The organism is Halarchaeum salinum (assembly GCF_039520965.1).
GTDB classification, from domain to species: Archaea; Halobacteriota; Halobacteria; order Halobacteriales; family Halobacteriaceae; genus Halarchaeum; species Halarchaeum salinum.
Genome location: NZ_BAAABL010000056.1, coordinates 15,838 through 28,776, shown reverse-complemented (window position 1 = coordinate 28,776; position 12,939 = coordinate 15,838). Strand labels below are relative to the sequence as shown.

Here is a 12,939-nt window from a genome sequence, read left to right as displayed (position 1 = left end):
CAGGGGTCCCGTCGTCGTTGTTCGTGCGACTCACGACTCACGACTGAGTGTTCGGTAGGTAAATAGCCACGGAACGGGACACCCGGTCGGTGACGGTCCGCGTCGCGCGCGGAACCGACACCTTAGCGCGGAACCGACACCTCGGTATTCGCTCAGTATTTCGCGTCCGCGCCGGTGACCTCGTAGACGTCGTCCATGATGTCGTCTCGCCGCGACTGCCAGCGTGCGAGGCCGTCGGGGCTCGACGGGTACGACTCGTAGTGATCGAGGAGCCGATCGGCGACGCGCTTCGTCTGGTACATCTTGTAGATCTGTCCCCAGTGGCCGAAGCTCTTCGCGGCGACTTTCGCGGCGAGGCCGACGCCGAAGCTCGACGTTCCGGCGTAGAGCGCTTCGCTCAGCTGCTTGCCGGGCAGAGCGGCGAGCAGACTCATGAGGTCGTCGACGTCGACGGCCGTCGAGAGGACGTTGTAGACGTCGAGGGCGGCGTAGCGCGCGCCGAAGTGATCCATAACGCGCTCGTTGTACGACCAGAGGGCGGCCTCGTCGTGGACGCCGTCTTCGAGGGCGTCGATGGCGGCCTCGGCGGCGTACATGCCGGCGTAGGCGGCACCGGCGATCCCGCCGCCCGTCGTGGGGTTGACGTGGCCGGCGGCGTCGCCGACCGCGAGGTAGCCGGGATGTGTTGCCGAGTCGTACGGCCGGCGAGTCGGGAGCGCCGCGCCGAGCTTGTCCGTCACTTCGGCCCCTTGGAACTCGCTACGGTTGCGCAGGTCGTGCTTGAGGTCCTCAACGAGGTGCATCGGCTCCTCGTTCATCTGGAAGCCGAGGCCGGCGTTGATCTCCGTGTCCGTGCGCGGGAAGTACCAGAGGTAGCCGGCGGCGCGCTCGGTCGGCTTGAAGACGAGGGCGTCGTCCCACTCGACGGGCTCGGGGACCTCGACGATCTCCCGGTAGGCCGAACAGAACTGCGAGTAGTCGACGTTCGTATCGAACGTCGACTCGGAGAAGTCCACCTTGTCCTGGAGGAGCGAGAGCGACCCCGCGGCGTCGACGACGAACTCGGCGTCGTACGTGACGGCGTCACCTTGTCGCGTCGCCGTCACCCCGGTGACGCGCCCCGAGCGGTCCTGTTCGACGTCCTGGACGACCGTGTCGTAGTGGAACTCGACGCCGGCCTCGTCGGCGCTCTCGATGATGCGGCGGCCGTATTTCCAGCGGTCGATGACGGCGAGCTCGCCGGGGATGGGGATTTCGAGGACGGTGTCCTCTTGGGGGATCTCGAAGCGGCCGTGATCGACACCGGTGTTGGTGAACGCCGGTTCGAGCTCGGTCTTCGGGATGGCGTCGGGGAAGTTTGCCGCGCCCTTCAGCGCGTCCCCGCAAGCGATGTGGCCCGCCTGCTCGGCGTCCTTGCGTTCGACGACGACAGCGTCGTACCCCGCCTTCGCGGCGGTCGCGGCGGCGTAGCACCCTGACGTGCCGGCACCGACGACGACGAAGTCGAACTCGTGCGTAGTCATACCGCGGTGATTGTGACGGGCCGTGAAAACTCTTTACGGACGTTCTGGGATCGAATCCGTCGTCCACGCGGGGACACGGCGCGATAAAGAGTTTTACCGGCGCTCGTCGAACGGCGTTCCATGACCGACCACACCGTCGAGTTCGTCGGACGCGACGAGAGCATCGAAGTCTCGGAGACCGAGACGATCCTGAAGGCCTGCCTCCGTGAGGGGATCGCCCAGGAGTACTCCTGTCGCGTCGGGATGTGCCTGGCCTGCTCGGCCGAGATCGTCGAGGGCGAGGTCGCCCAGCCGGCCGCGCGCGGCCTCAGCGAGGCGGAGGCCGAGGACTACTGTCTCACCTGCATGGCGCGGCCGCTCTCGGATCTGACGATCGAGCGCGGCAAATACCCGCCGAGTATCGAGACCGACGCCGCGTCGGTCGACCCGGACGGCCCCGTCACCGTGGCCGACGACTAGGGCCGCCGACCGAATCAGAGATCCGGTGCGGGCGCGGCCTTCTGGAGCGCGGTCTCGGCGACGTTCCCGCCGTAGTCGGCGCACCGCGAGAGCGAGTCGACGACGAGCCCGAGGTGTTGGGCCTCGTGCGGTTCGAGGTCGCGCAGGAGGTCGTCGAGCGCGCGCGCGTGCTCGTCGATCCCGAGGACGGACTCGCGGGCGCGGTTCGCGAGTTCCGTCGCGTCGTCGCGCTCGTCCGCGAAGAGGGCCTCCATGGCGGTGTCGACGACGTCCGCGGCGTCCGCGCGCAGGTCGTCGAGGGCGTCGGCGGCCCCCTCGGGGACCGGTTCGTCGAGTTCGAGGGCGACGTTGGCGATCTTCGCGGCGTGGTCCCCGATGCGTTCGAGTTGGCGCGCGCTGGAGTGATAGTCGAAACACGTCTCGCGCGTGACGCCGATCTCCTGGGCGGTACGCGGCGAGCGCAGCGACCCGCGGAAGATGCGCGAGACGACGAACCAGAGGCGATCGACGTCGTCGTCGCGCTCGATGACGTCCTCGGCCATATCGTGGTCGTTCTCACGGAGTGCCGTAACGGCGTCGTCGAGCATGGAGCGCGCGATGAGGCGCATCCGCCGGACGGCGTTGTGAATCGAGAGCTCGCTCGAATCGAGGAGGTCTTGGACGACGATACGGTCGCTCGTCTCCTCGAGGACTTCGAGCCCGACGAGGCCCTGCGTGGCGTTGCGGACGACGCGGCGCTGATCGGACGTGATGCGACTCGCCTCCAAGACGAGGACGTCGAATCCGCTCACGTACATCGTCATCACCGTCCGCGTGAGCGCGTCGCCCTCCATGCCGGTGATGTCGAACGTCCCGCGCTGCGTCTCGTCCTCGCTCACGGGGGAGAGCAACAGCGACCCGCTGTCCGGGTGGAAGGAGATTTCGTCGCCGGCGCTGACGTCGTGGTCGCGCGCCCAGTCCTTCGGAATCGAGACGGTGAACGTCGAGCCACCGGTGACCTGCACCTTGCGGCGTTCCATACGTGACCCATGAACTGGTTCGATATATTAATTCTCCTATCTATATACTCAGAATATGGCCTATTCGTGGCTTAGGGGGCGAATATACCGATATATACGTTCAGGGGTAGAGAGCTATTGAGTGGTCTATAGCACTCTCGTCCTAAGCCTATAGATACAAACAAAAATATATACCTCATAGCAGGGTACATACGCGAGTTCGCGGACATACGACGTGATGGCACGGACAAGCGGCTCCGACATCGTCTCGCGTAGGAACGTTCTGGCCGGCGTCGGCATCGCCGGTATCGGGACACTCGCGGGATGTACCGGCGGACAGTCGACGGGTACCGGGGAAGACAGCACGGAGACGAGCCCGACGCAGTCGGACAGCTCGCATCTGAAGGCCGGGGGCTCCTCGACCGTCTATCCCATCGCAAACACGGCGGCGTCCTACTGGATGGCGAACGCTCCCGCCTCCGACACGGAGTACTGGGGACCCGAGCAGTACGGGATCGACACCGAGCAGAACCTCGCCGACTACTGGGCTGGCCTCTACGGCTTCGAGACGAGCAGCTCCGGCGTTCCGTTCTCGGTCGCCGTCGGGCTCAGTCACTCCGGGACGGGCCTGGAGAAGCTCCGCCGTGGTCAGGTGGACTTCGGCGACGCGAGCGCGCCGGTCTCGGCCGAACTCCCGGACGCCAGCGAGGAAGAACTCTCGAAGTTCACGAACCACGTCGTGGGTGTCGACGCCCAACCCATCGTCGTCAGCCAAGCGATCTACGACGCGGGCGTCACCAAGCTCACCATCGAAGAGCTCCGGGGGATCTATCGCGGCGAGATCACGAACTGGTCGGAGCTCGGCGGACCTGACGAGGCCATCCAGGCGGTCGGGCGCGCCGAGGGATCGGGCACGGACACCTCCTTCCGCGTGAACGTCCTCGGCGGTCCCGACGCGCCGATGCCCGGCGTCGACCTCCGGAAGGGGGAGAACCAACAGGTCAAGACTGTCGTTGCGAACTCTAACAACGCGATCGCGTACATGGCCCTCGCCTTCATCGAACCCGACGGCGCGGTTCCGCCGGTCGCGCTCGAGATCGAGGGCACGACCTATGAATACGGGAAGAACCTCTCCGAGAAGGGGTATCCGCTGGCGCGCGACCTCCACATGTACACCTACGACGGCACCTCGAAGAAGGAAGCCGCCTTCCTCAACATGATTCTCAGCGAGTTCGGCCAACAGACCTTCGTCGAGCCGAACAACTACCTCACGCTCACCGATAGCCGCCGGGAGGAGGAGCGCTCGAAGCTCCCCGCCCGATCCTGAACGGGGCGGCTCGGTGGTGTCTATATAGATCTATATATCTCTAATAGTAGAATACTTATTCGTATGTGGGCTCTCTCACGATGATGACCGACGAGCCGGTTTCTCGGCGTGCGGTCCTCGCGGGTGGAGCGGGACTCGCGGCATCGTTCGCTGGTTGTATCAGCACGAGCAAGACACCTCCCGGTAGCGGCAGTGACGAACCCGCGACGACCGGGAACTCGGGTGGAACGGGTACCGAACGTCCGTCCCCGCTGACGGCCGGTGGCTCCTCGACAGTCTACCCGATCGCTGACACCGCGTCGTCGTACTGGGAGGCGAACGCCCCGCCGTCGAACACCGAGTATTGGGGGCCCGAGCAGTACGGTATCGACACGGAGCAGTCCCTCGCCGACTACTGGGCCGGCCGCTACGGCTTCGAGAATGGGAACGGTGGGCAGGCCCCCTTTTCCGTCTCCGTCACCCTCAGTCACTCCGGGACTGGCTTGGAGAAGCTCCGTGACCAGCAGGTCGACATCGGTAACTCCAGCGCGCCGGTCTCGGCCGAGCTCCCGGACGCCAGCGAGGACGAACTCGCGACGTTCGAGAACCACGTCGTGGGTGTTGACGCCCAGCCTATCGTCGTCAGTCAGGCGATCTACGACGCGGGTGTCACGGAGATCTCCGCGGAGACACTGAAGGCTATATACAAGGGCGAGATCGACGATTGGCGGGACGTCCCCGGCTACGAGGGGCCGTCTAAGTCCATCCAAGTGATCGGTCGCGCCGCGGGGTCGGGCACGGACACTGCGTTCCGCGCGAACCTCTTTGGAGATCCGAACGCCCCGATTCCCGGCATCGACCTCCGAAAGGGCGAGAATCAGCAGGTCAAAACCGTCGTCTCCAGCTCGGACAACGCCATCGCGTACATGGCGCTCGCGTTCGTCGACGACTCCGTCCCCGCTATTACCCTCGTCTTCGACGGGAAGCGCTTTGTCCCCGGCGAGAATCTCGGCGATCCCGACTACCCGCTGTCGCGTGACCTCCACATGTACACCTACGACGGCACCTCGAAGAAGGAGGCCGCCTTCCTCCGCATGATCATCAGCGACTACGGGCAGGAGAACTTCGTCAAGCCAACAGGCTACGCCGCACTCACCGACGAGCGACGGCAGAATCAACTCTCCGCACTCCCCGACCCACAATGAGTATCGCAGACGGGACAGCACGCACGCGGCTCGCGAACCTCGACGAGGGGACGCGACGCGTCGGTTCCGGATGTGCGCTCACCATCGTCGCCACCGTCGCCGCGTTCCTCGCGCTCCCCGCCGCGACGATCTATCCGCTCCTCGGCTTCCTCGCCGTCGTCGGCTACGGTTGGTGGCGCTATCAGGAGGCGACCGCGAAGGTCGTGATGGCACTCATGACGGCCTCGACTGTCGTCATCCTCGCACTCATCACCGCTTACCTCCTGTTGCAGTCTCTCCCCGCTGTCCGACAGATGGGGCTCGGGCTACTCACGCACGTCGGCGGGACGATGTGGTCGCCGAACACCGGCGTCTTCTCGTTGGTTCCGATGATGTGGGGGACCTTCCTCACCACCATCATCGCGATGTGCGTCGCCGGCCCACTCGGCATCGCTGGCGCGCTCTTCACGAGCGAGATGGCTCCCCGCTGGGCCCGCGAAGTCATCAAGCCCGCCATCGAGATCCTAGCCGGCATCCCCTCCATCGTCTACGGCTTCCTTGGCTTCGTCATCGTCAACGACTACATGATGCGCGAACTCTCCCTCCCGATCTACGGCAGCCTCTTCGGCGCGGGCGTCGTCATCGGCCTGATGGCGCTCCCAACCATCGTCTCCGTCGCCGAGGACGCCCTTGCGGCCGTCCCCGCCGAGATGAAGGACGGATCTGCCGCGCTCGGCGCGACCGGCTGGCAGACGATCACCGCCGTCACGCTCCCGTCCGCGTTCTCGGGCGTCTCGGCGGCCGTCATACTGGGCGTCGGGCGTGCGCTCGGTGAGACGATGGCCGTCACGGTCATGCTCGCGCACACGCAGACGCTCCCCGACCCGCTCTACGACGTCTTCGGCGCGAACGGACAGGAGACGCTCACGAGCCTCATCGCGAGCCAGTACGGCATCGCCTCCGGCGACCACATGAGCGCGCTGTTCGCCGCGGGCGTCGTCCTCTTTATCACCGTCCTCACGCTCAGTATCGGTTCGCAGTTGGTCGAAGCGCGGATGCGCGAGAAGCTCGGTGGTGGCGCATGAAGGCCGACATCGACGCGCGGAACGCGCTCGTCAAACGCGGGAACTCCACGCTTGATGTCGTCGCCACCGGTATTGCCGGCTTCGCCCTCCTCGGTGCGGTATTTGGCGCTCTCGCGCTCTTCGAGGTGTTCGCCGTCACGGATACGGTGGCTGGCCTCACTGTCGCGACGTGGTTCGGCGTCCTGCTCGCCGCTCTCGGTCTCGGTCTGCTCGTCGTCGGTGCCGCCTCGCGAGCGGGCGTCGTCCGGTCCGAACCGGACCGGACGGCCGGCCCTGTCGCCGGTGTCGTGTTCGGCTTGATCGGCTTCGTCGTCGGTGGCCTCGTCGCCTCGCAGACGCTCAGCCTCGGCACGCTCTGGCCGCTCGCCGCGCTCGCCGTCGCTGGCGTCGCCACGCTCTGCACCGTCTACCCGCGGGGAGACGTCGGCGCGACGCTTCCGAGCGGTGCACTCGCGCTCTTCGCGGGCGCGGTCGTCGCCACGGGCGTCGTCGCGCCCGGTTGGTCGTGGACGCCGATCCAAGGATCGTTCACGCTGAACGGCGATATCGCGGTCCCCGTTCTGGTGATCGTCATCGGCTTCCTCGTCGCGTGGATGGCCGCGCGAGCGTACAGCGGCTTCGGCACGCAGGGGAAACAGGCGAGCGCCTACCTACTCGTCTCCGCGAGCGCCGCGGGCATGCTCGTTCTCCTCCTCCTGCTCGTCTCCTACATCGTCGTCCGCGGCTGGGGACCGATGACCGAAGGCGTCCGCTGGGGGCTCTTCTGGGCGAACTGGACGTACTTCTACGTTCCACCCATCGACCGCTACGTCATCGTGGACGGGCCCGTCCTCTGGTTCCACTGGCCGTTCGTAATGAACGGGCACGCCCTCCTGAACGATATCAACGGCATCATGCCCGCCATCGTCGGCACCGTCTGGCTCGTCCTCGGGGCCATCCTGTTCGCCGTGCCCCTCGGCGTCGGTGCCGCCGTCTTTCTCACTGAGTACGCCGGCCAGTCCCGCTTCACGCAGCTCGTTGAGGTCTCGACGAACGGCCTCTGGAGCACGCCGAGCATCGTCTACGGGCTCTTCGGATGGGCGTTTCTCGTGCCGCGACTCGGGAACAACCAATCGATCCTCGCCGGCCAGCTCGTCCTCGGATTCATGCTCCTCCCGCTCGTCATCATCACGAGCCGTGAGGCGCTCATGAGCGTCCCCGACGCCTACCGGGACGCCAGCGCCGCGCTCGGCGTCGGCAAGTGGGAGACGATCAAGAGCGTCGTCCTCCCCGCCGCGATGCCCGGCGTCACCACCGGGATCATCCTCGGTGTCGGCCGCATCGCCGGCGAGACGGCTCCGATCCTGCTCGTCTCCGCCGGGTCACCGTTCCCGAGCACCGCGCCGAACGTCCTCTCGGGTTTCCACCTGTCGACGACGCCACCGTTCGTCACGAACGACGCGCTCTTACAGGCGACGAGCGCGCTTCCCTATCAGCTCTATGCCGTCATCACCGCCGGCGTCAACGACAACCCCGGACTCGCGTGGGGGACCGCGCTCGTCCTCCTGCTCGTCGTCCTCTCGTTCTACGCCATCGGCATCGCCTCGCGAATCTACTTCCGCAAGCGCTTGGAGGCCTAACACATGAGTGAACACATCGCCACCGAAACCGCGACCGACGCACAGTCACCGAACACTACGGCCGGGGAGACGGTCGAGGCGGTCGAGGACGAGTGGACGGAGTACGACTTCGCCGGCGACGCCAAGTTCTCCGCGACCGACCTCAACGTCTGGTATGGCGACGACCACGCGCTCCACGACATCACGATCGACATCCCCGAGAACTCCGTCACCGCCCTTATTGGGCCATCCGGCTGTGGGAAGTCCACATTCCTCCGGTGTCTCAATCGAATGAACGACCGCATCAAGGCCGCACGCGTCGAGGGCTCCGTCGAACTCGACGGGCGGGAAATCTACCAGGAGGGCGTCGATCTCGTCGAGCTCCGAAAGCGCGTCGGGCAAGTCTTCCAGAGCCCGAACCCCTTCCCAAAATCCATCCGCGAGAACATCGTCTACGGACCGCGCAAGCACGGCGATATCCAGACCGGGCTGCTATCGCGGCTCCTCGGCCGCGACGACAGCGACGCCGAGGACGACCTCGTCGAACGCTGTCTCCGCGGGGCCGCGCTCTGGGACGAGGTACACGACCGCCTCGACGACAACGCTCTCGGGCTCTCCGGCGGCCAACAACAGCGCCTCTGTATCGCCCGCGCGCTCGCCGTCGACCCCGATGTCCTCCTCATGGACGAACCCGCGTCCGCCCTCGACCCCATCGCGACGTCGAAGATCGAGGACCTCGTCGAGGACCTCGCCGAGGAGTACACGGTCGTCATCGTCACCCACAACATGCAGCAGGCCGCCCGTATCAGCGATCAGACCGCCGTCTTCCTCACCGGCGGCGAGCTCGTCGAGTACGGCGACACCGACCAGATCTTCGAGAACCCGCAGAGCCAGCGCGTCGAGGACTACATCACCGGCAAGTTCGGGTAACTCCCCGAACGCTTTACAACACCCCACCCACACCACCACCCATGCCACGCGAAAGCTACCAAGAACAACTGGAGACCATGCAGGGGGATGTCCTCTACATGAGCGAGGTCGTCATCGACCGTCTCCGGCTCGCACTCGAGGCGATGGAACAGAAAGACGAGGAGGCCGCCCACGAACTCATCGAGGGCGACGACGAGATCAACGACCTCTACCTCGATCTCGAACAGGACTGCATCGACCTGCTCGCGCTCCAACAACCCGTTGCCGGCGACCTCCGACTCATCGCCTCGTCGTTCAAGATCATCACCGACTTAGAACGCGTCGCCGACCTCGCCGTCAATCTCGGCGAGTACACCCTTGAGTCCCAGCAGGACATGTTCCCCGAGGTCGACATCAACGCGATCGGCGACCTCACCGTCGAGATGCTTGAAGACGCCATGGCCGCCTACGAGGCTCGCGACGACGAGGCCTGCTACGACATCGCCGAGCGCGACGACGAACTCGACCAGCTCTGCGAGCGCGCCTCCCAGACCGTCGTCCGCGACCTCATCGAGACCGAACTCGACCCCGAGGACCCCGACGAGCGTGTCGAGGAACTCATGCAGGACGTCTCCCGAATGCTGCTCACCGTTCGCGACCTCGAACGCGTCGGCGACCACGCCGTCAACATCGCCGCGCGGACCCTCTACATGGTCGAGAACGACGAAGAGCTCATCTACTGAACCGTTTTCCTCCTCGGGGTCGCTGACGCGACCCACTCGAAGCAAAACCCTTCACGAAAAAGGCCGCGCGACGAAGTCGCGAGAGAATCGCGGACCGTCCGGGGTCTTCGACCCGCTCGGTCCGCGAACGCTCCCGGTGGTTCGTTCGGTTGCGCGAGGCGGTCCTCTCCCGTTCCTTCACGTACCAGAAGGCGACCACCGCGGCGTATGTTCTGACCACCTGCCGCGGGATGCGGTCGGTCGACGCGAGCGATGCCGCGCGTGACCGACACTCGGAGCGCACCACATGTGCGCCACCACTGCGCGACGCGCGTCCCGTGATCGAAGCAGTCGCCTGTCCGCCAGCCGCGGCTCCCCACTCGGCGTCGCACAAAATGGTGTCAGCGTGTCGATCAGCGCCCGCCACCGCTTCTGCCTCGTCGAATCGAGCGAGACGGTCGCCTTCACTCACGCTCGGGCGCTGTGACTCGCGTGCTCGACGAACCCTCTCAGGCTTCGTCGAAGAGCGTCTCGCCCTCAACCATATGTTCCTCGACGGCGTCGAGGTCGAGCGTCAGGCCGAGGCCGGGCGATTCGGGGACCGTGATAGAGCCGTCCTCGATGACGTCCTCCTCCACGAGGTCGCTCCACCAGCCGAGCTCGTAGGAGTGATACTCGACGGCGAGCGAGTTCGGGATTGCAGCGCCGACGTGCGCGGAGGCCATCGTGCCGATGGGCGAGGAGACGTTGTGCATCGCGACCGGGATGTAGTACTGGTTCGCGACGTCCGCGATCTTCTGGGTCTCGCGCATCCCGCCGACCTTCGGGAGGTCGGGCGCGACGATATCGACCGCCTGGTTCTCGATGAGGCGGCGCTCCTCGGTGACGCGATAGCGGTTCTCGCCGACCGTGATCGGCGTGAGCGTGGACTTCGTGACTTCCTCCTGCACGTCGAGGTTCTCCGGCGGAACAGGGTCTTCGAGCCACCAGACGTCGAACTCCTCGATCTCGGCGGCGAGGCGCTTCGCGCTGTTCGGGCTGAACGTCCAGTGGCAGTCGAAGGCGACATCTGCCTTGTCCTTCACGCGTTCGGTGACCTTCTCGACGATCTCGGCCTTGTGGCGAATCTCGCCCGGCCGGAGGTGGCGGTTCGCGCGGTCCTTCTCGTGCCCACTTGGGACGTCGAGATCGAACTTGAGGGCGTCGTAGCCGAGGTCGTCGACGACGCGCTCGGCCTCGTCCGCGCAGGCCTCGGGGTCGGCCTCGTCTTCGGTGTGACAGTCGCAGTAGACGCGGACCTCGTCTCGGTATTTCCCGCCGAGCAGTTGGTAGGCGGGGAGTTCGGTGATCTTGCCCGCGAGATCGTGGAGTGCGACCTCGATGCCGGCGATGGCGGTGACGGTGACGCCCTCGACGGAGCCCTCGCCGCTCATCTTCTGAATGAGGTGCTCGTAGAGCCGGTCGATGTCGAGGGGGTTCTCGCCAATAACGAACGGTGCCATCCGGTCGATGAGTTCGGGGACGCCCGCACCCCAGTAGGCCTCACCGGTGCCGACGACGCCCGCGTCGGTATAGATCCGGACGAGGGTCCACGGGAAGTTCCCGTCGACCATCGTCGTCTGGACGTCAGTGATCTCGACGTCGCGTCCGCCGCCGCGCTCCGCCGTAGCACCCATCGTTTCTGCGGAGAGTTCGCGCATCGTGTACTCCGCGTTCGGGTCGTGGAGCTGTCGGTAATCCTTCGCCATAGTCGCGAGATTCACTCGCCAAGGGGTAAATCTTGTGAGTCTTTCGCGTTAGTCTTCGTCGGCGAGGCGGTTGAGAGCGTAGACGGTGCGGAGGACGTTCCCGGCGGCCCCGCGCGCGTACGTGAGGCCGTCTGTCTCGCGAACGTGTTTGAGGACGCGCTCCGAGGCGTGCTCGGGCGCGGCGGCGATCCCCGCGTCGTTCGTCTCGGCCCACTCCATCACGCGGAGGTCACTCTTCGAGTCGCCCATTACGAGCGTGAACGGATCGTTGATTCCGAGCACGTCGAGTGCGGCCTCGACGCCCGCGACCTTATCGAGTTCGCGCGCCGTCACCTCCGCGGCGTCGCCCTCATAGTAGGCGAGTTGCACGCGATCGAGGACGGACGCAGCTCCCTCCGAGACGTCGGCCTCGTCGGGAAGCACGCCCGCCTCGTCGAGGACCGCCGCGATTTCCGGGTCGCGCGTCGCGTAGTACGAGCGGACGTCGGCGGGCGTCGCGTCGTCGATCGCGGCCGCGAGGAGCTCGGTGACGTAGACGATCGCCTCGTCGATGATCTCGACTGCGGCCTCGCTCCCCGTTTCGTGGTTCGGCTTCAGGGTGACGTTGAACTCGTTGCCCTGGAGGTGACAGCCCCGCCGAACGCGCTCGGGGGCGTCGGGGAGGACGCGCGAGCGGACGTAGCCGAAGACGTCCCGAACGCGCTCGTCGAGATCCTCGTAGAGCAGCCGCTTCGTCTCCGACCCGTGACCTGGCGTGAACACGCCGCTCCCGGCTTCGTAAACGATGGAGACGTCCCCTGAGTGGACGAGCTCGTTGCCCAACCCCTGATTGAGGAACCCCTTGACGTTCTCCAAGGTCTGTCCCGTACAGACGACGATCGGGACGCCGTGTTCGTGGAAGACCGTGAGGAGATGGAGGGTCTCGCGCGGGATCTCGTTGTCCGTGCTTCCGGCCGAGCGCAGCGTCTCGTCGACGTCGAGCACGAGGACGTTCACCGGCCGTTCGTGTTTGCTGTGGAGGTCAAGCGCGGTGAACGCCTGCTCGCGGGTCGCGTGCGCGGCGAGTGACGCGTAGGTCTCGCCGTGTGCGTCCGCTACCGCGTCCCGGCGCTCCGCGAGCTCGTCGCTGGCCTCCTCCCAATACTCTAGGGCGACCCGCGAGTCGACCGGCGGGAAGAGATCGATGAAGTCCTGATACGCGCGGAGCGTGCCGGTGTCGAACGTCTCGTACAGCGTGTACAGCTCGTCGTACCGCTCCATGGTCCGTGTCGTTCCCGTCACCGTATAAATGGCCCCGGTCGCGGTGCGACGCCCGTCTCCCCGCCCGGCGTCGGATTGCTCGCCGCCGGGCCCCGAACCGATACCGTGCCAACTCCATCGGCAACGAAACGACCATACAACCGGCAC

General features: G+C 65.9%; 11 protein-coding genes. 7 read left to right on the top strand and 4 right to left on the bottom strand.

From position 1 onward, the window contains the following. Positions 1–152: 152 nt before the first annotated feature. Positions 153–1,523 (bottom strand): geranylgeranyl reductase family protein, encoded by a 1,371-nt coding sequence (locus tag ABDZ36_RS09570; protein WP_211312595.1) that lies wholly within the window; start codon positions 1,521–1,523, stop codon positions 153–155. A 120-nt stretch (positions 1,524–1,643) separates the two neighbouring features. On the opposite strand from ABDZ36_RS09570, the gene ABDZ36_RS09565 reads away from it, so the two are divergent. Then, positions 1,644–1,982: a 2Fe-2S iron-sulfur cluster-binding protein gene (locus ABDZ36_RS09565; protein ID WP_211312596.1), complete on the top strand. Its 339-nt coding sequence runs from the start codon at positions 1,644–1,646 to the stop codon at positions 1,980–1,982. A gap of 14 nt (positions 1,983–1,996) precedes the next feature. Here the strand turns inward: ABDZ36_RS09565 and ABDZ36_RS09560 are convergent, their stop codons facing one another. Beyond that, complete coding sequence (locus ABDZ36_RS09560; protein ID WP_211312597.1) at positions 1,997–3,001, bottom strand: PhoU domain-containing protein; 1,005 nt, start codon at positions 2,999–3,001, stop codon at positions 1,997–1,999. Positions 3,002–3,218: 217 nt separating this feature from the next. On the opposite strand from ABDZ36_RS09560, the gene ABDZ36_RS09555 reads away from it, so the two are divergent. From ABDZ36_RS09555 to phoU, 6 genes are all read left to right on the top strand, one after another. Then, positions 3,219–4,307 carry a PstS family phosphate ABC transporter substrate-binding protein gene (locus tag ABDZ36_RS09555; RefSeq protein ID WP_211312599.1) on the top strand — a complete coding sequence of 363 codons (1,089 nt, stop codon included), beginning with the start codon at positions 3,219–3,221 and terminating at the stop codon, positions 4,305–4,307. A gap of 80 nt (positions 4,308–4,387) precedes the next feature. Next, complete coding sequence (locus ABDZ36_RS09550) at positions 4,388–5,491, top strand: PstS family phosphate ABC transporter substrate-binding protein (protein WP_211312637.1); 1,104 nt, start codon at positions 4,388–4,390, stop codon at positions 5,489–5,491. Continuing rightward, positions 5,488–6,555 (top strand): phosphate ABC transporter permease subunit PstC, encoded by a 1,068-nt coding sequence (pstC, locus tag ABDZ36_RS09545; RefSeq protein ID WP_211312601.1) that lies wholly within the window; start codon positions 5,488–5,490, stop codon positions 6,553–6,555. Before ABDZ36_RS09550 ends, pstC begins: the two co-directional genes overlap by 4 nt. Then, positions 6,552–8,174, top strand: coding sequence for a phosphate ABC transporter permease PstA (gene pstA / locus ABDZ36_RS09540; RefSeq protein WP_211312602.1), 1,623 nt, complete (start codon positions 6,552–6,554; stop codon positions 8,172–8,174). Before pstC ends, pstA begins: the two co-directional genes overlap by 4 nt. A gap of 3 nt (positions 8,175–8,177) precedes the next feature. Further along, positions 8,178–9,083, top strand: a complete 906-nt coding sequence (gene pstB / locus ABDZ36_RS09535; RefSeq protein WP_211312603.1) for a phosphate ABC transporter ATP-binding protein PstB — start codon at positions 8,178–8,180, stop codon at positions 9,081–9,083. A gap of 41 nt (positions 9,084–9,124) precedes the next feature. After that, positions 9,125–9,805 (top strand): phosphate signaling complex protein PhoU, encoded by a 681-nt coding sequence (gene phoU / locus ABDZ36_RS09530; protein WP_211312605.1) that lies wholly within the window; start codon positions 9,125–9,127, stop codon positions 9,803–9,805. Positions 9,806–10,293: 488 nt separating this feature from the next. Here the strand turns inward: phoU and ABDZ36_RS09525 are convergent, their stop codons facing one another. Next, positions 10,294–11,532, bottom strand: a complete 1,239-nt coding sequence (locus ABDZ36_RS09525; RefSeq protein WP_211312607.1) for a mandelate racemase/muconate lactonizing enzyme family protein — start codon at positions 11,530–11,532, stop codon at positions 10,294–10,296. Positions 11,533–11,580: 48 nt separating this feature from the next. Next, positions 11,581–12,792 carry an HAD family hydrolase gene (locus tag ABDZ36_RS09520; RefSeq protein ID WP_211312608.1) on the bottom strand — a complete coding sequence of 404 codons (1,212 nt, stop codon included), beginning with the start codon at positions 12,790–12,792 and terminating at the stop codon, positions 11,581–11,583. Between the last annotated feature and the right edge of the window lie 147 nt (positions 12,793–12,939).